Annotated in this window: 15 protein-coding genes; 6 read left to right on the top strand and 9 right to left on the bottom strand. The window is 74.2% G+C overall.

Annotation, left to right across the window (positions count from 1 at the left end):
* Positions 1 to 63 precede the first annotated feature (63 nt).
* Together ACUJ8O_RS06485 and dnaK are read right to left on the bottom strand one after the other, a co-directional pair.
* Positions 64 to 726, bottom strand: coding sequence for a nucleotide exchange factor GrpE (locus tag ACUJ8O_RS06485; protein WP_010080231.1), 663 nt, complete (start codon positions 724 to 726; stop codon positions 64 to 66).
* A 161-nt stretch (positions 727 to 887) separates the two neighbouring features.
* Complete coding sequence (gene dnaK, locus ACUJ8O_RS06490) at positions 888 to 2,747, bottom strand: molecular chaperone DnaK (protein WP_036340002.1); 1,860 nt, start codon at positions 2,745 to 2,747, stop codon at positions 888 to 890.
* Positions 2,748 to 3,071: 324 nt separating this feature from the next.
* Here dnaK and ACUJ8O_RS06495 point away from each other — a divergent pair, with 324 nt between their 5' ends.
* Positions 3,072 to 3,722: a Dps family protein gene (locus ACUJ8O_RS06495; RefSeq protein ID WP_036340005.1), complete on the top strand. Its 651-nt coding sequence runs from the start codon at positions 3,072 to 3,074 to the stop codon at positions 3,720 to 3,722.
* A gap of 77 nt (positions 3,723 to 3,799) precedes the next feature.
* Here ACUJ8O_RS06495 and ACUJ8O_RS06500 read toward each other — a convergent pair whose 3' ends face one another.
* Positions 3,800 to 6,082 (bottom strand): MMPL family transporter, encoded by a 2,283-nt coding sequence (locus ACUJ8O_RS06500; protein WP_371506671.1) that lies wholly within the window; start codon positions 6,080 to 6,082, stop codon positions 3,800 to 3,802.
* A gap of 64 nt (positions 6,083 to 6,146) precedes the next feature.
* Between ACUJ8O_RS06500 and ACUJ8O_RS06505 the strand changes: the two genes are divergently transcribed.
* From ACUJ8O_RS06505 to ACUJ8O_RS06525, 5 genes are all read left to right on the top strand, one after another.
* Positions 6,147 to 6,623, top strand: a complete 477-nt coding sequence (locus tag ACUJ8O_RS06505; protein WP_044658846.1) for a MarR family winged helix-turn-helix transcriptional regulator — start codon at positions 6,147 to 6,149, stop codon at positions 6,621 to 6,623.
* Positions 6,620 to 7,132, top strand: a complete 513-nt coding sequence (locus ACUJ8O_RS06510; protein ID WP_044658845.1) for a para-aminobenzoate synthase component I — start codon at positions 6,620 to 6,622, stop codon at positions 7,130 to 7,132. The genes ACUJ8O_RS06505 and ACUJ8O_RS06510 overlap by 4 nt, the downstream gene beginning before the upstream one ends.
* Before the next feature lie 155 nt (positions 7,133 to 7,287).
* Positions 7,288 to 10,569, top strand: a complete 3,282-nt coding sequence (locus ACUJ8O_RS06515) for an MMPL family transporter (RefSeq protein ID WP_371506670.1) — start codon at positions 7,288 to 7,290, stop codon at positions 10,567 to 10,569.
* A 64-nt stretch (positions 10,570 to 10,633) separates the two neighbouring features.
* A complete protein-coding gene (locus tag ACUJ8O_RS06520) occupies positions 10,634 to 11,635 on the top strand; it encodes an aminotransferase class IV (protein ID WP_036383651.1) in 1,002 nt (333 codons plus the stop codon).
* A 77-nt stretch (positions 11,636 to 11,712) separates the two neighbouring features.
* Positions 11,713 to 11,991 carry a DUF4235 domain-containing protein gene (locus tag ACUJ8O_RS06525; RefSeq protein WP_371506669.1) on the top strand — a complete coding sequence of 93 codons (279 nt, stop codon included), beginning with the start codon at positions 11,713 to 11,715 and terminating at the stop codon, positions 11,989 to 11,991.
* Positions 11,992 to 12,069: 78 nt separating this feature from the next.
* Here the strand turns inward: ACUJ8O_RS06525 and mnhG are convergent, their stop codons facing one another.
* Genes mnhG through ACUJ8O_RS06555 form a run of 6 tightly spaced genes read right to left on the bottom strand, consistent with a single transcriptional unit; the run spans position 12,070 to position 18,777 of the window.
* Positions 12,070 to 12,477: a monovalent cation/H(+) antiporter subunit G gene (mnhG, locus tag ACUJ8O_RS06530; protein WP_129867214.1), complete on the bottom strand. Its 408-nt coding sequence runs from the start codon at positions 12,475 to 12,477 to the stop codon at positions 12,070 to 12,072.
* The gene (locus ACUJ8O_RS06535; RefSeq protein WP_152744213.1) at positions 12,474 to 12,815 is read right to left on the bottom strand and encodes a monovalent cation/H+ antiporter complex subunit F; all 342 of its coding nucleotides are present in this window, start codon (positions 12,813 to 12,815) and stop codon (positions 12,474 to 12,476) included. The genes mnhG and ACUJ8O_RS06535 overlap by 4 nt, the downstream gene beginning before the upstream one ends.
* Positions 12,812 to 13,507, bottom strand: a complete 696-nt coding sequence (locus ACUJ8O_RS06540) for a Na+/H+ antiporter subunit E (protein WP_152744214.1) — start codon at positions 13,505 to 13,507, stop codon at positions 12,812 to 12,814. The genes ACUJ8O_RS06535 and ACUJ8O_RS06540 overlap by 4 nt, the downstream gene beginning before the upstream one ends.
* Positions 13,494 to 15,125: a Na+/H+ antiporter subunit D gene (locus tag ACUJ8O_RS06545; RefSeq protein ID WP_095347051.1), complete on the bottom strand. Its 1,632-nt coding sequence runs from the start codon at positions 15,123 to 15,125 to the stop codon at positions 13,494 to 13,496. The genes ACUJ8O_RS06540 and ACUJ8O_RS06545 overlap by 14 nt, the downstream gene beginning before the upstream one ends.
* Positions 15,122 to 15,682 (bottom strand): NADH-quinone oxidoreductase subunit K, encoded by a 561-nt coding sequence (locus ACUJ8O_RS06550; protein WP_095347049.1) that lies wholly within the window; start codon positions 15,680 to 15,682, stop codon positions 15,122 to 15,124. Before ACUJ8O_RS06550 ends, ACUJ8O_RS06545 begins: the two co-directional genes overlap by 4 nt.
* Positions 15,679 to 18,777, bottom strand: a complete 3,099-nt coding sequence (locus tag ACUJ8O_RS06555) for a Na+/H+ antiporter subunit A (RefSeq protein ID WP_101967510.1) — start codon at positions 18,775 to 18,777, stop codon at positions 15,679 to 15,681. The genes ACUJ8O_RS06550 and ACUJ8O_RS06555 overlap by 4 nt, the downstream gene beginning before the upstream one ends.
* Positions 18,778 to 18,818: the final 41 nt, after the last annotated feature.

Here is an 18,818-nt window from a genome sequence, read left to right on the forward strand (position 1 = left end):
TCCTCTCGTGTGCATCGGTCAGGGGGGTCGGCCGGCGGCGGGGTGGGCCGCCGGCCGACGGGGTCACTCGTCTCCGGCGGAGACCATCACCTGGGCGGCGCGCAGCACGCGGCCGTCCCGGAGATAGCCGTTGCGGAAGACCTGGACCACGTGGTCCGCGGGCACCTCTGCGTGCGGCTGGCGCATCACGGCCTCGTGCACGGCCGGGTCGAACTCGACGCCGGCCAGCGCCTCCTGGTCGTGGCGCTCGAGGCCGAGGCCGGCCAGGGCGGTGTCGAGCTTGGTCGCGATCGCGGCGAACGGACCGTCCGTCAGGTCGCCGGCGGCGCGGGCGGCGTCGATGTCGTCGAGCACCGGCAGCAGCGCGGTGACGGCCTTGACCACACCGGCGTCCCTGGCCAGGTCGCGGTCGCGGTCCACGCGACGCTTGTAGTTCACGAACTCGGCCTGCAGCCGGCGCAGGTCGGTCTCGAGCTCGGCCTCGCGGTCCGAGGCCGCGGGCTGCGGCGCCTCGGTCCCGGCCTGCGCGCCGGCCTCGTCGAGGATGCGCTCGGCCTGGGCGAGGGCGTCGCCGTCCTCGGCCTGCTCGGCCGCGCTCTCGGCGGAGACCCGGGGCTCACCGGTCTCGGGGTCGATTCGGCGACGGTCGTTGAACACGATGGGCTCCTCCTCGGAGCCGCGCTCGGCATCGGAGGAGCCGTGCGGACGCTGCTGGTCGGCGCTCATGGTGTGTCCTTTCGAAGCGGGTGGGCGCGGCGGGTCCGCCGCGCGGGGGTGGTGCGGGAAGGCCGGCGGGCCGGCCCGGCAGGGGCGCTGCCGGGCCGGCCCGCCGGCGTCGTGGGCCTCCGGGCGGGGCGGGCGTGGACGCCCTCCCCGGCACCGGGGTGTCAGGCCTTCTTCTCGTCGTCCTCGTCGACCACCTCGGCGTCGACGATGTCCTCGTCGTCGTCCTGCGGGGCGGCGGACTCGGCGCCGGCGTCGGCCGACTCCGCGCCCTGCTGGGCGTAGAGGGCTTCGCCGATCTTGACCTGGGAGGCCTGGAGCTTCTCGAACGCGGCGGCGACCTCGTCGTCGTTGTCCTGCTTCTCCAGGGCGGCCTTCAGGGCGTCGACGTCGGCCTGCACCTCGGTCTTGACGTCCTCGGGCAGCTTGTCCGCGTTGTCCTGCAGGAGCTTGTCCACGGAGTACGCGGACTGCTCCGCCTGGTTGCGGCGGTCGGCGGCCTCACGGCGCTTCCTGTCCTCGTCCGCGTGGGCCTCGGCGTCCTTGACCATGCGGTCGATGTCCTCCTTGGACAGCGAGGAGCCGCCCGTGATGGTCATCGACTGCTCGGTGCCGGTGCCCTTGTCCTTCGCGGAGACGTGCACGATGCCGTTCGCGTCGATGTCGAAGGTGACCTCGATCTGGGGCATGCCGCGCGGGGCCGGGGCGATGCCGGTCAGCTCGAAGGTGCCCAGCGCCTTGTTGTCCCGGGTGAACTCGCGCTCGCCCTGGAAGACCTGGATGGACACGGAGGGCTGGTTGTCCTCGGCCGTGGTGAACGTCTCGGAGCGCTTGGTCGGGATGGCCGTGTTGCGCTCGATGAGCTTGGCCATCACACCGCCCTTGGTCTCGATGCCCAGCGACAGCGGGGTCACGTCGATCAGGAGCACGTCCTTGCGCTCGCCGGCGAGCACGCCGGCCTGCACCGCGGCGCCGATGGCGACGACCTCGTCCGGGTTCACGCTCTTGTTGGGCTCCTTGCCGCCGGTCAGCTCCTTCACCAGGTCGGAGACGGCGGGCATGCGGGTCGAGCCGCCGACGAGGACCACGTGGTCGATGTCGGAGACCTTGACGCCGGCCTCCTTGATGACGTCCTCGAACGGCTTGCGGGTGCGCTCGAGCAGGTCCTTGGTGAGGTCCTGGAACTTGGCGCGGGAGAGGTGCTCGTCCAGGTGCACCGGGCCCTCGGGGGTCACGGACAGGTACTGCAGCGAGATGTTGGTGGAGGTGGCCGAGGAGAGCTCCTTCTTGGCCTGCTCCGCTGCCTCCTTCAGACGCTGCAGGGCGATCTTGTCCTTGGACAGGTCCGCGCCCTTGGACTTGGCCTGCTGGAGCAGCCAGTCCACGATCCGCTGGTCCCAGTCGTCGCCGCCGAGGCGGTTGTCGCCGGCGGTGGCGCGCACCTGGATGGTGGCGAAGTCGTCCTCGTCCTTGGCGACCTCGAGCAGGGACACGTCGAAGGTGCCGCCGCCCAGGTCGAAGACCAGGATGAGCTCGTCCTCCTTGCCCTTCTCCAGGCCGTAGGCCAGGGCGGCCGCGGTGGGCTCGTTGATGATACGGGTGACGTTCAGGCCCGCGATCTCGCCGGCCTCCTTGGTGGCCTGGCGCTCGGCGTCGTTGAAGTAGGCGGGCACGGTGATCACCGCGTCGGTGACCTTCTCACCCAGGTACTCCTCGGCGTCGTGCTTGAGCTTCATCAGCGTGCGGGCCGAGATCTCCTGCGGGGTGTACTTCTTGCCGTCCACCTCGGTGGTCCAGTCGGTGCCCATGTGGCGCTTGACGGACGCGAAGGTGCGCTCGGGGTTGTTGACGGCCTGGCGCTTGGCGACCTCGCCGACCAGGACGTCCCCGCCCTTGGAGAACGCGACGACGGACGGGGTGGTGCGGGCGCCCTCGGCGTTCGCGATGACGACCGGGTCGCCACCCTCGAGGGCGGCGACAACGGAGTTGGTGGTGCCGAGGTCGATGCCGACTGCACGGGACATGATGGGGTCCTTCCTGTCTGACGGTGAAGCGGGGGCCGGACCCGCGGGCCGGGGCACCGGCGCCGCAGGGAATTGAGCCTTCATGACTCAGGTTGCCACCGGGGCGGTGGACTGTCAAGTGAACCTGAGTCGACTTCACTCACTTCTGCTTCTGCGAGGGTCAACGCGGGCCGTCCGCGATCCATTCCCGGGGCCCGGGTCCATCCCTGATCCGTCCCGGTGCAGGCGCCGGGCCCTGGAAGCGCGCGGGTCTCGCGCGGTTGAATGGCGGAACACGGGGCGTCGCCGACGGCGCGCCCGTCCCGACGGAGAAGGAGCACCACCATGGCCGAGAAGAACGCCGCCGAGTACACCGTCCCGGGCCTGTCCCTGAGCACGGGCCGCCGCATCGCCGAGATCCTCCAGGGTCGCCTGCACGCCCTCAACGACCTGCAGCTCACCCTGAAGCACGCCCACTGGAACGTCGTGGGTCCGGGCTTCATCGGCGTACACGAGATGCTCGACCCACAGATCGAGCTGGTCCGCGCGATGGTGGACGTCGTCGCCGAGCGCATCGCCACCCTCGGCGTCTCCCCCGCCGGCACCCCGGGCGCCCTCGTGGCCGCCCGCACGTGGGACGACTACACGCTGGGCCGCGCGACGACCCTGGAGCACCTGGCCGCGCTGGACCTCGTCTACGACGGCGTCGTGACGGATCACCGCGCCGCGATCGACGCCACCGAGGACCTCGACCCGGTCACCCAGGACATCCTCATCGACCAGGTGGCCCAGCTCGAGCTGTTCCAGTGGTTCATGCGCTCCTTCCTGACCACGGACGACGGCCGCCTGAGCAGCGCGGGTGCGGCCACGGAGGCCGCCGCCGCGGGCCGGGTGAAGGACGACCAGGCCGCGCCCGCCCCGCAGGGCGCTCGCACGAAGAAGTCGGCTGCCAAGAAGGCCACGGCCTCGAACGCGAAGAAGTCGAAGAAGAAGTGACCGCGCGCCCCTGAGGCGCCCGCGTGCACGGAGGGCCCGACCGCACCGCCGGTCGGGCCCTCTGTCGCCGTCCGGGCTCAGGCGGCCCGCGCCGGCCACCAGACGCGCGGGCCGATGTCCCGGACGAGCGCGGGGATCAGCAGCGTGCGCACCACCAGTGTGTCCAGCAGCACGCCGAACGCGACGATGAATGCCAACTGCACCATGAACATCAGCGGGATCACCGCGAGCGCGGCGAAGGTGGCCGCCAGCACGACGCCGGCCGAGGTGATGACCCCGCCCGTGACGGTGAGGGCGCGCAGCACGCCCGCCCGCGTGCCGTGCCGCGGGGTCTCCTCCCGCGCCCGGGTCATCAGGAAGATCGTGTAGTCGATCCCGAGCGCCACGAGGAAGACGAAGCCGTACAGCGGCACGGTGGGGTCGGCGTCCTCGAAGCCGAACACGTGCCGGAACACGAGGGCCGAGACGCCCAGGGCCGCACCGAAGCTGACCACGAGCAGCACGGGTGCCAGGAGCGAGCGCAGCAGCACCGCGAGGATGACCAGCAGCATCGCGAGGATCAGCGGGATGACGACCCGCAGGTCGCGCTGCGTGGTGACGTTCGTGTCCAGCGCCTGGGCCGCCGGGCCGCCCACGAGGATCTCGCCCGAGGTGGGCAGGTCCGCGAGCCGGTCGCGCAGGCGGGCCACGGTCTGCTGCGCGGCGAGGGACTCGCCCGGGTCCGCCAGGGTGGCAGAGACCAGCACGCGGCCGTCCACCACGCGGGGCTGCGGCTCCGGCGCGGACGCGGCGCCCGTCCCGCCCTCCGCGTCGAGCGCGCCCGGGGGCAGGCCCGCGGCGGCCTCGGGGGTGTCCGTGGTGACCGCGGCCTCGGCCACGCCGGGGTCCTCCGTGACGGCGGCGAGCACCGCCTCCGCGTCCCCGGCCGGGGCGAGGATCTGGGCGGGGGCGCCCGCGCCGGCGTCGAAGTGCTCGGTCAGCAGGGCCTGGGCCTGCCGGGCGTCGGAGTCGCCGAGCAGCACGTCCTCCTGGGCGACGCCGTCCGCGCGCAGCTGCAGCAGGCCGCCGCAGAGGGCGAGGAGCCCGACTGTCGTGGCGACCCAGACGGGGCGGGGCCGGCGCGCGACAACGGTGCCCACCCGCGTCCACACCCCGTGGTCCTCCTCGAGGCCGGCGATGGGCCGGCCCGCGCCGTCGCGCGGCGGGGTGAAGGCCCGGCCCCGGGCGGCGCGGCGCTCCGTGCGACGGCGCGCGCGCTCGGGGGACGGGATCGTGGGCCAGAAGGCGGCACGCCCGGTCAGCCGCAGCAGCGCCGGCAGCAGGGTCAGGGCGGCGAGCCACGCGAAGGCCACACCCGTGGCGGCCACGGGGCCGAGGGAGCGCGTCGAGTTGAGGTCCGAGGCCATCAGGATCAGCAGGGCGAGGGCCACGGTGGAGGCGGACGCGGTGATCGCGCCGAAGGACCCGCGCACGGCGGCCCGCAGCGCCTCCCCGACCTCCGCGCGGACCAGCAGCTCCTCGCGGTGCCGGGCCACGAGCAGGAGGCAGTAGTCCGTGGCCGCGCCGATCACGAGGATCGAGAGGATGCCCTGGGCCTGGCCGTTGAGCTGGATCCAGCCCGCCAGGGCCATCCCGTAGACGGCCACGATCGCGCCGCAGAGCGCGGCCACGGCCGTCAGGAGCACGAGGACCGGCAGCAGGACGGAGCGGTAGACCGCCACGAGGATCACGAACACCACCACGAGCGCCACGAGCAGCAGCAGCCCGTCGATCCCCGCGAACGCGCCGCCCAGCTCCGCGACCAGGCCCGCCGGACCGCCCACGTGCCACTCGGTGTCCGCGGCCACGGTCCCGGCGAGGGCGGGGGCGGCGGCCGCCGGGTCCGCCACGACCTCCCGCAGGTCGGCCACCACGTCGGCCACGGGCCGCTCGGCCCCGGCCGAGGAGTCGACGAAGGCCAGGAACTGCACCGCCGCGCCGTCGTCGGAGGGGATCGGGCCGGCGACGTCGGTCACGCCCGGCACCTCGCCCAACCGGCCCGCGAGGTCCGCGAGCGCGGGGAAGGCGGCCGCGGGGTCCGCGGTGCTCGCCGGGCCCACGACGACGGCGGGCACGGCCTCGCCGTCCTGGAACGCCGCCGCCTCCTCCCCCGCGCGGGTGGACTCGGCCGACGCCGGCAGGAAGGTGGCCTGGTCGTTCGAGGAGACGTCGCCGATCGCGCCGAACACGGGGCCGCCCAGGCCGAGCACGGCGAACCAGACCACGGCCAGCGCCGCGGCCAGGCCCAGCCGCAGCCCCCGAGAGGGACGCCCCGGCGCGGCGGGGGTGCGGAAGGCGGACAGGTCGGGCGCGGTGGGCATGCCCCCGAGCGTAGGGGATGGTTCGATGATCAAACAACCATGGGGGCTGGCTAGACTCCCGGCCATGACCACGCAGCCCCCCTCCGCCCCCGCGGAGCATCTCGCCGTGGTCCACGCGCTGCGCGTCTTCAGCGAGAGCGCGGAGCACGCCGTCGACGAGGCCGGCCGCGGCGTCGGCCTGCATCGCACGGACCTCAGAGCCCTCGCGTACCTGATGGCCCGCGCGGCGGCCGGTGAGCCCGTCACCGCCTCGGACCTCGGCGCCCACCTGCACCTCACCCGGGCCTCGGCCACCGCCCTCGTGGACCGCCTGGCAGCCGCGGGCCACGTCCGCCGCCGCCGGGACGAGGGCGACCGGCGGCGCGTGCTGGTGGAGCACACGGACACGGCCCGCCGCGACGGGCAGCGCGCGTTCCAACCGATGTCCCAGCGGCTGAGCGCCGCCCTCGAGGGGTTCTCCGTCGCGGAGCTGCGGGCCGCGGTGCGGGTGCTCGAGGCGGCCACCGCCGCGCTGACGGACCCCACCCCGGAGGACCCGTGACCCGACCGGCGCTCATCGGCCTGGACGGCCGCTCGGGGTCGGGCAAGACCGTCCTCGCCGCCGCGCTCGCGGCCCGGATCGCGCCGTTCGCGCGCGTCGAGGTGATCGAGATCGAGTCCATGTACCAGGGCTGGGACGGGCTGGCCGCCGCGGTGGGCGACGACGGCCCCTACCCGGCCGTCGTGCGCGCGCTGCGGGAGCGGGGCACGGCGACCTGGACCACGTGGGACTGGCACCGCGCCGCCCCCGGTCCGCCGCGGCGGACCGCGCCGGCCGACGTCGTGGTGTGCGAGGGCGTGGGTGCGCTCAGCACCGCCGCCCGACCGCTGCTCGACCTGGCGGTGTGGCTCGAGCTCGAGACCCCCGCGCGGCGCACGCGGGCGCTGGCCCGGGACGGTGAGACCTTCGCCCCGCACTGGGACCGCTGGGCCGCACAGGAGGAGGACTACCTGGCCCGGCACGCCCCGCGCGCCGCGGCGGACCTGGTCCTGCGCCTGCCCTCCGCCTGACGGGGGCGCCGCCCGGGGTCGGGGCGTCGGGGGTCTGCGTGCGGGCCGGCCGGGCGCCGGGACCGGAGCGGTACGCTCCGCTTAGGTGTAGCATCGGAGGCGGCGTGCCGCGTCCGGCCGCGTCCCACCCCAGCGCAAGGAGACCTCCCCTTCCCATGGCGACACTGCTCTACCGTCTCGGCCTCGGCGCCGCCCGCCGCCCCCTCCTCGTGATCCTCGCCTGGGTGCTCGCCCTGGCCCTCGCCGTCGGCGGGTTCCTCGCCTTCGGCGGCACGCTCTCCTCCACCGTCACCATCCCCGGCACGCCCACCGCCCAGGTCACGGACCGCCTCAAGGAGGAGTTCCCGGAGGCCTCCCGCGGTAGGGGCCAGGTCGTGTTCACCACCGAGGACGGCTCCCCCCTGACCGACGCCCAGCGCGAGCAGATCACCGCCCTGCTGGACGACGTCGCCGAGCAGCCGGCCGTGGAGGGCGTCGTGGACCCGTTCGAGGCCCAGGCCCAGCGGGACGACGCCCGCACCCGGCTCGACGAGGGCCGCGCCGAGCTGGCCGACGGCGAGCAGCGCCTCGCGGACGGACGCCAGGAGATCGAGGACGGCCGGGCCGAGCTCGAGCGTCGCACGGCCGAGGCCGACGCGGCCGAGCAGCGCCTGGCCGAGGCCGCCGCCCAGCTGGAGGAGGGGCAGGCGAAGCTCGACGCCGCGCGCGCCGACCTCGAGGAGCGTGGCCTGGACGCCCTGCCGGCCGAGGCCCTGGCCCCGCTCCGGGAGGCCGAGCAGCAGGTGGCCGAAGGCCAGGAGCAGCTCGACGCCGGCCGCGCCGAGCTCGAGGAGCAGGCGGAGCGCCTCGAGGCCGGGCAGGCCAAGCTCGACGCACAGCGTCAGGAGCTCGAGGCCGCGCAGGCCGAGCTCGACGCCCGGTGGGCCGAGCTCGAGGCCGGGCAGGCCGAGCTCGACGCCCGGGCCGAGCAGCTGGCCGCGGGCCGCGCCGAGCTCGAGCAGGCCCGGGACGCCGCACTGGCCGAGGCCGAGGCCGCCGGCATCCCGGCGGAGCAGGTCACCGAGCAGTTCGCCGACCAGGAGGCGCAGCTCGCCGCCGCCGAGGCACAGCTGGCGGCCGCTCAGGACCAGGCCGACGCCGCCCGCGCGCAGCTGGAGGCAGCCCAGGCCGAGGCCGACGCGGGCGCCGAACAGCTCGCGGCCGCCCAGGCGGAGGCCGACGACGGCGCCGCCCGACTCGCCGCCGGCCGGCAGCAGCTGCAGGAGTCCGAGGCCGAGCTCGAGGCCGGCCGCGAGCAGGTGGCCGCGGGACGGCAGCAGGCCCTGGACGCGGCCGAGGCCGAGCTCGACGCGCAGCAGCAGAAGATCGACGAGGGCCGGGCCGAGTACGAGCGCGGCGTCGCCGAGCTCGAGGACGCCCGGGCCCAGCTGGCCGCCGGCGCGGAGCGCCTGGACCAGGCCGAGGCCGAGCTGGACGCGCAGCAGCAGAAGATCGACGAGGGCCGGGCCGAGTACGAGCGCGGCGAGCGCACCCTGGCCCTGGCGGAGGACTTCCGCACCGTGTCCGAGGACGGCAGCACCGCCGTCGGGATCGTCACCTTCACCACGCCGACCCTGGACGTCACCGCCGAGGACAAGGAGGCGGTCACCGGCGCCCTCACCGGCGCGGACATCGACGGCGTCGCCGTGCATCCCTCCCAGGAGCTCAACGCCACCGCGCCCTCCCTGCTCGGCCCGGGCGAGGTCGTGGGCCTCGTGGTCGCCGCGATCGTGCTGGTGGTCATGCTCGGCACCCTCGTGGGCGCGGGTCTGCCGCTGGTCAACGCGCTGGTGGGCGTGGGCGTGGGCGCCGCCGGGGCGCTCGCGTTCTCCTCCGCCGTGGAGATGATCTCCGTGACCCCGGTGCTCGGGGTGATGCTGGGCCTGGCCGTGGGCATCGACTACGCGCTGTTCATCGTCAACCGGCACCGCCAGGAGCTGCGTCGCGGCACGGGCCTGCACGAGTCGATCGCGCTGGCCAACGGCACCTCCGGCAACGCCGTGGTGTTTGCCGGCATCACCGTGATCGTCGCCCTCGTGGGCCTGAACGTCACCGGCATCCCGTTCCTGGGCCTGATGGGCACCGTGGGCGCGGTCTGCGTGGCCGTGGCCGTGCTGGTGGCCGTCACCCTGACCCCGGCCCTGCTCTCCCTGGCCGGGATGCGGATCCTCTCGAAGAAGGAGCGGGCCCGCCTCGCCGACGAGGGTCCCGCCTCCGTCGCCGAGGGCTCCGCCGCCGTGCGCCGCGCCGGGCGCCGCTCGACCATGTCCACCCCGGCCGCGATCGCCTCGGCCCTGGCGGCCGTCGCCCTGCTGGTGCTCGTGGCCCTGCCGGTCGGCTCGATGCGCCTGGGCCTGCCGGACGGCGGGTCCGAGCCGGAGGGCTCCGACTCGCAGGTTGCGTACGAGCTCACCGCCGAGAAGTTCGGCGAGGGCTACAACGGCCCGCTCGTGGTGACCGTGGACCTGCCCGCCGGCCTGGACGAGGGGCGCGCCACGGACGCCCAGCTCGACGTCGGCGAGCAGCTCGCCGGCCTCGAGCACGCGCACGCCGTGGTGCCCGCGGGCTTCAACGAGGACCGCACCGTCACCATGTTCCAGGTGCTGCCCGAGGAGGGCCCGAACGCCGTCTCCACCGAGGAGCTGGTGCGCGACCTGCGCGCCACCGAGCCGGCCGGCGAGGCCTCCAACCTCGGCGTGGCCGGCATGACCAGCGGGTTCATCGACGTCTCGGAGAAGCTCTCCGACGCCCTGCCCCTCTACCTGGGCGTGGTGGTGGGCCTGTCCCTGCTGATCATGGTGCTGGTGTTCCGCTCGATCCTGGTGCCGCTGATCGCCACCGGCGGGTTCGTGCTCTCCATGTTCGCCGCCCTGGGCGGCGTGGTGGCCATCTTCCAGTGGGGCTGGCTCGGCTCGGTGTTCGGGGTCCACAACCCCGGCCCCGTGCTCAGCTTCCTGCCGACCATCATGATCGGCGTGCTGTTCGGCCTGGCCATGGACTACCAGCTGTTCATCGCCTCCGGCATGCGCGAGGCCTACGCCCACGGCCTGCCCGCCCGCCAGGCCGTGCTGACCGGCCTGCGCTCGGGCCGGGCCGTCGTGATCGCCGCGGCGATCATCATGATCTCCGTGTTCGGCGGGTTCATCTTCGCCCACGACGCGATGATCCGCCCGATGGGCTTCGGCCTGGCCTTCGGCGTGCTGCTGGACGCGTTCGTGGTGCGCCTGCTCCTGATGCCGGCGCTGATGCACCTGCTCGGCGAGAAGGCGTGGTGGCTGCCGCGCTGGCTCGACCGGATCATGCCGGACGTGGACGTGGAGGGCGCCCAGCTCGAGCGCGCCCACGCCCCGGCGCAGCCCTCCGTCCCCGCCCCGGACGGCGGCGCCCACCGGGCCTGACCGCCCCCGACTGATGCCCGCCCCCGGCCCCGATCGGCCGGGGGCGGGCGTCTATCCTGGGCGGATGCGTCCCACCGCCTTCTCCCCCGCCGCCGGCTCGCCCGTCCTCGTCCTGCTCGAGACGGACGCGGACGGCGCCCCCGCCCCGCGGCTCGCGGACCCGGCCGTCCCGCACCTGAGCGTCACGGACCAGGGGGTCACGCGCGGCGACGGCATCTTCGAGACGGCGCTCGCCGTCGCCGACGGGCTCGGGACCCTGCGCATGCGCAAGCTCGGAGCCCACCTCGGCCGGCTGGCCGCGTCCGCCGCCGCCCTGCAGCTGGCCGCCCCCGAGGCGGCGGCGTGGGAGGCCGCCGTCGCGCTCGGCCTGCGGGCGTTCACCGAGGCCAACGACGTCGCGCCCGGGGACCGTCTCGCCGTGCGCCTGACCGTCACCCGCGGCCCGGACGCGGCTCCCGGCGCGGTGCCCACGCCCACCGCGTGGGCGCTGCTGAGCCCGGCCCCGGCGATCCAGGACGAGGAGCGGCAGCGGGGGCTGCGGGTGCTGCTGCTGGACCGCGGCATCGACTCGCAGGCCCCCGAGCGCTCCCCGTGGCTGCTCACCGGCGCGAAGACCCTCTCCTACGCCGTGAACATGGCCGCCCTGCGCTACGCCCGCGCGCACGGCGCCGACGACGTCGTCTTCACCAGCGCGGACGGCTACCTGCTCGAGGGCCCCACCTCCACGGTGCTGATCGTGCGCACCGGGGAGGACGGCGTCCGCCGCCTCCTCACCCCGCTGCGCCAGAAGGGCATCCTCGCCGGCACGTCGCAGGCCGTGATCTTCGCGGCCGCCCACGCGGACGGCTGGGAGCTCGGCTACGGCCCGCTCGTCCCGGCGGACCTCCAGGGCGCCGAGGGCGTCTGGCTCGTCTCCTCGGTGCGCGGCGTCCTGCCGGTGCGCGCCGTCGACGGCGTCGAGATCCCCGTGGACCACGAGCTCACCGGCATGCTGCAGGCCCATCTGGACGCCGACGGCGACCCCGGCCGGCACGTCAGCGGCGACCCGGTGCCCACCGCGGGCTAGGCTGGGGACCGGCCCGTCCGGCGTCGTCGGCCGCGGCCGCAACCGCACGTGAGATCCCCGACCACGGAAGGCGCACCATGAACACGCTCGTCCAGAAGGCCCTGTCCGCCGGCATCACGCTGGTCGGCGGCATCGTCGGCTCCCGCGTGGTGGCGGGCGGCTGGCGGCTCGTCACCGGCCACAGCGCCCCGAACGACGCGGCCGACGAGACGCTGCCCCTCATCGAGGCCCTGTCCTTCGCGTTCATCTCCGCGGGCGTCGCGGCGCTGCTGAAGGTCGCCGGCCAGCGCGGCGCCGGCGCCGCGATCCGCAAGGTGTCCGAGTCCACCGCGCACCGCGTGGACCACGAGGTCTGAGCCGCCCCGCCACCACCACGACGACGGCCGCCGCCCGGAGGGATCCGGACGGCGGCCGTCGTGCTGTGCGGGGTGGTGTCAGCGGCGCCCGCGCGGCCGGGCGCCGGCGCGGCGCGGCCCGGGGTCCGCCGGGGGCTCGGCGCGACGGACGACGGCGGCCAGCTCGTCCCGGTGCAGCAGCTCACGGCGGGCGTGCTTGGTGCGGTAGCCCGTGCGGCCCACCAGGTGGGAGGCCACCGGGGCCGTGACCATCTGGGTGACCCAGGCCAGGAACAGCACGGGCAGCCACACCCACGAGCGCCACTCGATCGCCAGCCCCGCGAGCATGAGCAGCAGGCCGAGGACCTGCGGCTTGGCGGCGGCGTGCATGCGGGCCAGCAGGTCCGGCAGCACGAGCAGGCCCACGCCGGCCACCAGGGAGAAGAAGGCGCCGCTGACGATCAGGAACGCGGCCAGCCAGTCCAGGAGCGTGGCGGTGTCGGTCATCGGCCCTCCTCCCCGCCCGGCACGTCCGTGGTGCCGGGCACGCGCGCCTGGTCCTCCATGGAGTGGTCGGGCCGCCGGTCCTCGACGAAGCGGGCCACGGTCACCGAGCCCACGAAGCCGACGGTGGCCGCCAGCACCACGAGCACCACGTTGTCCGTGTGGCGGCGCACGGCCATGTCCAGGATGAGCCCGGAGGAGAGCACCACGAGCAGCACGTCCGTGGCGATCGCACGGTCCAGCAGGGACGGCCCGCGGACGATCCGGTAAAGCGCGCCGAGGGCGCCGACGAACAGCAGCGTCCCGGCGATCCAGGCGGCCAGGTGGAACGGGTCCGTCATGTGCCCTCCTTCGCGTGGTCGGCGGTGCTCCCGATGGGGGCGGTGCCCCCCGGCCGCGGGGCGGCGGGGCGCCGGCGCTCGGCCGACTCCTCCTCCGGCGGGGCCGTGTCCGGGTACCGGTGGACCAGCTCGAGGTCCTCCCGGGTGCCGACCGCCTTGATGATGCCGGCCTCGACGCGCAGCGCCTTGGCGCGGAAGTCCTCGATGTCCTCGTCCGTGGTGGCGTCCAGCACGTGGAGGTAGAGGATGGACCGGGCCCGATCGACGTCGAGGACGATCGAGCCGGGGACCAGGGCCAGGGCGTGGCTGACCAGGGTGATGACGAGGTCGTCGTGGCTGCGCAGCCGCACCCCCACGATCGAGCTGCGCGCCGCCCGCCCGCGCAGCAGCACCACCTTGGACACCTCGACCGAGGAGCGCACCACGTCCCCGAGGAACTGGGCGGTGAACACGAGGAACCACCACGGGTTCAGGCGGCCGCTGAAGGGGATGCGCGGCATGGGGAACAGCACCATGACGAGCAGCGAGAAGGCCAGGCCGGCGAGCGCCACGTGCAGGGAGTAGTCCTCCCACACGGCGCACCACAGCAGCACGAGCACCGCGATCAGGGGCCACTGGCCCACCATGTCCCGGACGCGGTGCGGGCGCGCCGGACGCTCGGCGCCGGCGCGGGCGGGGTCAGTGCCGGGCATCGTGCACCTCCGTCGGGTCGTGGCTGAGGGTCTCGGCGGCGCGCTCGGCGGCGGCCTCGTCGAGCACGCTCGCGATGTAGGGCGTGCGGTCCAGCATGTCCGTGGCGGCCGCGTCGGCGAGGTCGAACAGCGGGCCGGCCAGGACCGTGAAGGCCAGCGTCATGACCACCAGGGCAGCCGTGGGCAGCACGAGGCCCGGCTCGAGGCGTCGCGGGCGCAGGCCGCGGTCGATGGTCCGCTCGTAGGCGGCCACCAGCTGGGCGGGCGGGTGCTCCACGTCCTCCACCTTGCGCCAGAACGCACGGGTCCACACGCGCACCACCACGAGCAGGGTCAGCAGGGACACGAGCAGGGACACGCCCACCAGCGTGTAGGCCAGGGGCGTGGCCTGCTCGACGCCGCCGCGCAGCAGGCCGACCTTGCCGAGGAAGCCGGAGAACGGCGGGATGCCGCCGAGGTTGAGCGCGGGCACGAGGAACAGGACGCTCACGAACGGGGAGACCTTCGCCAGGGACCCGAGGCGGTCGATGTTCGCGGTGCCGGCGCGGTTCTCGATCAGACCCGTGACGAGGAAGAGCGTGGTCTGCACGGTGATGTGATGGGCCACGTAGTACACGGTGGCCGCCAGCCCCGCCTCCGTGGCCAGGCCCAGGCCGAAGATCATGTAGCCGATGTGGGAGACGAGGATGAAGGACAGGATGCGCTTGATGTCCGTCTGGGCCAGCGCGCCGAGGATGCCCACCACCATGGTCAGCGCGGCCACCACGAGCAGGAGCGCGTTGACGTGCTCCCCCGGGAAGAGCAGCGTCTCGGTGCGGATCATCGCGTACACGCCCACCTTGGTGAGCAGGCCCGCGAACACCGCGGTCACCGGGGCGGGCGCGGTGGGGTACGAGTCCGGCAGCCAGAAGGACAGCGGGAACACGGCCGCCTTGATGCCGAAGCCCACCAGGAGCAGCACGTGCAGGACCATCTGCACGTCGGTGGGCAGCTCGCCCAGCTTCACGGCCAGGTCCGCCATGTTCACGGTGCCGGTGGCCGCGTAGATCATCGCGATCGCGATCAGGAACACCACCGAGGAGAGCACGGAGACCACCACGTAGGTGATGCCCGCGCGGATGCGCTGGGCGGTGCCCCCCATGGTCAGCAGCACGTAGGAGGACGTCAGGAGGATCTCGAAGCCCACGTAGAGGTTGAACAGGTCGCCGGCGAGGAACGCGTTGGACACGCCCGCCACGAGGATCAGGAACGTGGGGTGGAAGATCGAGACCGGCCCGCCCTCGTCCCGGTTGATCAGCCCCTGCGCCGAGGCGTACAGCAGCACCGCCAGGGTGACCAGCGCGGACACCACGAGCATGAGGGCCGAGAGCCGGTCCACCACGAGGGTGATGCCCAGCGGGGCCGGCCAGCCGCCGAGGTGGACGGCCGCGATCCCGGTGTCCCAGACCGCGGCCAGCAGCAGCGCGTCCAGCACGAGGGTGAGCACGAGCGCGGAGACCGTGACGGTGATCTGCGCGCGGGGGCGACGCACGAGCATGAAGGTCACGGCCGCGCCCAGCACGGGCAGCATGACGGCCAGCGGGGCCAGGTCGGTCAGGGGGAGGGTGCCGATGCTCACGGGCGCGGCCCCCCGTCGGCGCGGTGGGCACGGACGGCGGACGCCGGGCCGGGATGGGTGGGCGATGTGGGCGAGGCGTGGCGCACGTGGGGTCGGGACTCCGTGGCGTGCTCGTAGTGGGCGTTGGGGTCCGCGGCGTCGTCCAGGAACTCGGAGGACTCCTCCACGAGCTCCGCGTCGTCCTCCGCGTCCCAGGCGGGCATCCGGGCGATCTTGACGTCCTCCGCGTCCACCTCGACCTCGTCCTCGCGGATGAGCAGCCACGAGCGGTAGATCATGGCGGTCAGGAACGCGACCACGGCGAAGCCGATCACGATCGCGGTGAGGATCAGCGCCTGCGGCAGGGTGTCCGCGTACTCGTGCGGGTCCCGGCCGCGCACGAACAGCGGGGCCAGGCCGACGCCGCCGGAGGCGAGGAACAGCAGCATGATGGCGCCGTTGTTGATCAGCATGATCCCCAGCAGGATGCGGGTCAGGCTGCGCTCGAGCACCAGGTAGATCCCCCCGGCGAACATCACGCCCATCGCCAGGAGCAGGGCCAGGTCGACGGTCATCATCGGGCGGCCTCCGGGGCGTCGGGGGTGGACGGGGTGGGCATGCGCGGATGACGACGGCGGGCCGCGGCGCGCAGGCGGGCGCGGCGGGCCTCCTCGCCCCGGCGGTCCACCTCACCGCCGAGCGAGCGCAGCACGTCGATCACGAGCCCGACCACCACGAGGTACACGCCGATGTCGAACGCCGTGGCCGAGACCAGCTTGAGGGCGTCGCCGAACAGCGGCAGGTCGGTGAACTCCACCACATAGGACTGCAGGATCTGCCCGCCGAAGAAGAGCGGGGCGATCCCGGTGAGCGTGGCGATCGCCAGGCCCAGGCCGATCATGGGCCCGGCCGGGATCACGGAGGCCTCCTGCAGCTCGTACCGGCCGCCGGCGAGGAAGCGCAGCGTGAGGGCCAGGCCTGCGAGCAGGCCGCCGGCGAAGCCGCCGCCGGGGGTGTTGTGCCCGGCCAGCAGCAAGTAGACGGAGAGCAGCATCATGATCGGGAACATGAAGCGGGTGACGACCTCGAGGATGATCGAGCGCCGCTCGGGGGCCATCGTGTGGCCGGCCACGAGCCACTGGCCCTTGCGATCGTCCACAGCGAAGCTGCGCACGACGGACAGCTCGCGGGCCCCGAGCGAGGAGTCGGCGCCGAAGTCGCCGACGGAGCCGGGGGCGACGTCGTCGATGCTGCGGGTGCGCCCGTCGCGGTGCTGCAGGAAGATCAGGGAGGCCACGCCGGTGGCGGCGGCGGCCAGCACGGTGATCTCGCCCCACGTGTCCCACGCGCGGATGTCCACGAGGGTGACGTTCACGGCGTTGGCGCCGTAGCCGTCCGTGTAGGCGAGCTCCGGCATGGGCAGCGAGATGCGCTCGGCGGTGCGGGCGGCCAGCGCGGTGGCGGCGATCCACATCATGGTCAGCGCGAACCCGACGGCCACGGCCAGGCGGCCCAGCCGCCGTGAGCCGGTGCGGCGGTCGTACCAGTCCGGCGGCAGCACGCGCAGGCCCAGGATGAGGGTGACCAGGATGATGGTCTCCACGAGCACCTGGGTGATGGCGAGGTCCGGGGCGCCGCGCAGGGCGAACAGGGCGGCGGCGCCGTAGCCGGTCACGGACACCAGCATGATCGCCTTGAAGCGGCGGCGGGCGCGGACGGCGAACACGGTGGCCACGGCGATCATGAGGACGATGACCAGCTGCGCCGGGCTCTCTGCCCAGATGATGTCCCCGTCGAGGAACGCGGTGGCCAGGAGGCGGTCCTCCCGCCCGGCGGGGAACAGGAGGAAGGCGACGGGCAGGCCGGCCGCCGTCGTGAGGATGATGGCCAGGTAGCGGCGCAGCGAGCCGGTCTGGGTGCGGCCCGTGACCCAGATGGCGACCTCGTCGAGGGCGCCGGTGATCTTCCGGTACGTGCGCAGGGCGTCGACCGGGAACTCGACGCGGCGCTGGAACGCCTCGACTCCCGGCCGGCCGAGGGCGAGCAGCGCGCCGAGCACCCAGATCCCCGCGGAGAGGGCGAGGATGGGCGTCCAGCCGTGCCACAGGGCCAGGTGCGCCGGAGAGGCGGCCGGGTCCAGGGCCGGGATCGTGGCCGTGTGGGCGGCCAGCAGGTGCTCGAGGGGCCCGGGCAGGACCGCGAGCACCAGACCGGTGAGCGCCAGCAGCCCGGCGGGGGCCAGCTCGAGGAAGGTCACGCGCGTGTGGAAGCGGGTGGCGGGCACGGGGGCACCCTCGGGGGTGCGCTTGGTGGCGAAGGCACCCCAGAGGAAGCGCCACGTGTAGGCCACGGTGAGCACGGACCCCGCGGCCATCAGCACGAGGGGCGCCCACGCGAGCGGGCCGCCGTGGGCCGCGCCGTGGTCCGTCAGGCTCTGCAGGACCGCCTCCTTGGCCACGAACCCGAAGAACGGGGGCAGGCCGGCCATCGAGGCGGCGGCCAGGACGGCGACGGCGGCGAGGACGGGGTGGCGGCGGCCGATGCCGGAGAGCTCGCGCAGGTCGCGGGTGCCGGCCTCGTGGTCGATGATACCGACCACCATGAACAGCGGGGCCTTGAACAGGGCGTGCGCCAGGAGCATCGCGAGGCCGGCCAGCGCTGCGTCGCGGACGCCCAGCCCGTTGGCCACCATGAGGAAGCCGAGCTGGGAGACCGTGCCGTAGGCGAGCACGAGCTTGACGTCGGTCTGCCGCAGGGCCCGCCAGCCGCCCAGCATGAGGGTCCACAGGCCCAGGCCGAGCACGAGCACCTGCCACGTGGCCAGCTCGTGGAAGGCGGGGGCCAGGCGGGCCACGAGGAACACGCCGGCCTTCACCATCGCGGCCGCGTGCAGGTAGGCCGAGACCGGGGTCGGGGCGGCCATCGCGCCCGGCAGCCAGAAGTGGAACGGCGCCTGGGCGGACTTGGTCAGCGCACCGATCAGCACGAGCCCGACGGCGACCTCGAGCAGGACGCGCCCGCCGTCGTCCGCGAGGAGGCGGGGGGCCGCGGCCAGCACGCCGGAGATCCGCCAGGAGCCGGCCGCGTGGGCCAGCATGATCAGGCCCGCCAGCATGGCCAGGCCGCCGAACGTGGTGACGATCAGGGCGGTGATGGCGGAGCGGCGGGCGAAGATGCGGTGGCCCGAGTAGCCGATCAGCAGGAAGGACAGGACCGAGGTGATCTCCCAGAAGGTGTAGAGCACCATGAGGTCGTCCGTGGTCACCAGGCCGAACATCGCGCCGGCGAAGGCCAGCAGCTGGCCGCCGAACACCGCGTTGCGCGGCTCGTGCTCGCGGAAGTAGCGGGCGCAGTACGCCAGCACCAGCGCGCCGACGCCCAGCACGATCAGGGACATGAACGCGGCCAGCACGTCCATGCGGAAGGCGAGCTCGATGTCCAGGTACGGCACCCACGGCACGCTGCGGTCCAGGTGGGCCGCGGAGGCCGGGATCGGCCGGCCCGCGTCGAGCGCCTCCTGCAGGGCGAACACGTGCGGCAGCTGGGTCAGGAGCCACACGAAGCCGGCGGCGGGGACCGCGGCGAGGAGGTAGAAGCCCTGACGTCCCGTCCACCGGAAGAGCACCGGGGCGGCGAGCGCGACGACGAAGAGCGCGGTCAGGGTGACGAGCATGCGGTCCCTTCGTCAGGCACGGGCGAGGGTCCTGTCCAGAC

It is taken from the genome of Micrococcus sp. EWR3.9.1, from assembly GCF_052615555.1.

What these genes read in the sequence shown, in the direction of transcription:
- ACUJ8O_RS06540 (WP_152744214.1), bottom strand. Translation starts at nt 13,507, where the DNA reads ATGCCCGGCACTGACCCCGCCCGCGCCGGCGCCGAGCGTCCGGCGCGC.
- ACUJ8O_RS06500 (WP_371506671.1), bottom strand. Translation starts at nt 6,082, where the DNA reads ATGCCCACCGCGCCCGACCTGTCCGCCTTCCGCACCCCCGCCGCGCCG.
- mnhG (WP_129867214.1), bottom strand. Translation starts at nt 12,477, where the DNA reads ATGACCGACACCGCCACGCTCCTGGACTGGCTGGCCGCGTTCCTGATC.
- ACUJ8O_RS06515 (WP_371506670.1), top strand. Translation starts at nt 7,288, where the DNA reads ATGGCGACACTGCTCTACCGTCTCGGCCTCGGCGCCGCCCGCCGCCCC.
- ACUJ8O_RS06495 (WP_036340005.1), top strand. Translation starts at nt 3,072, where the DNA reads ATGGCCGAGAAGAACGCCGCCGAGTACACCGTCCCGGGCCTGTCCCTG.
- ACUJ8O_RS06525 (WP_371506669.1), top strand. Translation starts at nt 11,713, where the DNA reads ATGAACACGCTCGTCCAGAAGGCCCTGTCCGCCGGCATCACGCTGGTC.
- ACUJ8O_RS06555 (WP_101967510.1), bottom strand. Translation starts at nt 18,777, where the DNA reads ATGCTCGTCACCCTGACCGCGCTCTTCGTCGTCGCGCTCGCCGCCCCG.
- ACUJ8O_RS06485 (WP_010080231.1), bottom strand. Translation starts at nt 726, where the DNA reads ATGAGCGCCGACCAGCAGCGTCCGCACGGCTCCTCCGATGCCGAGCGC.
- dnaK (WP_036340002.1), bottom strand. Translation starts at nt 2,747, where the DNA reads ATGTCCCGTGCAGTCGGCATCGACCTCGGCACCACCAACTCCGTTGTC.
- ACUJ8O_RS06520 (WP_036383651.1), top strand. Translation starts at nt 10,634, where the DNA reads ATGCGTCCCACCGCCTTCTCCCCCGCCGCCGGCTCGCCCGTCCTCGTC.
- ACUJ8O_RS06550 (WP_095347049.1), bottom strand. Translation starts at nt 15,682, where the DNA reads ATGATGACCGTCGACCTGGCCCTGCTCCTGGCGATGGGCGTGATGTTC.
- ACUJ8O_RS06505 (WP_044658846.1), top strand. Translation starts at nt 6,147, where the DNA reads ATGACCACGCAGCCCCCCTCCGCCCCCGCGGAGCATCTCGCCGTGGTC.
- ACUJ8O_RS06535 (WP_152744213.1), bottom strand. Translation starts at nt 12,815, where the DNA reads ATGACGGACCCGTTCCACCTGGCCGCCTGGATCGCCGGGACGCTGCTG.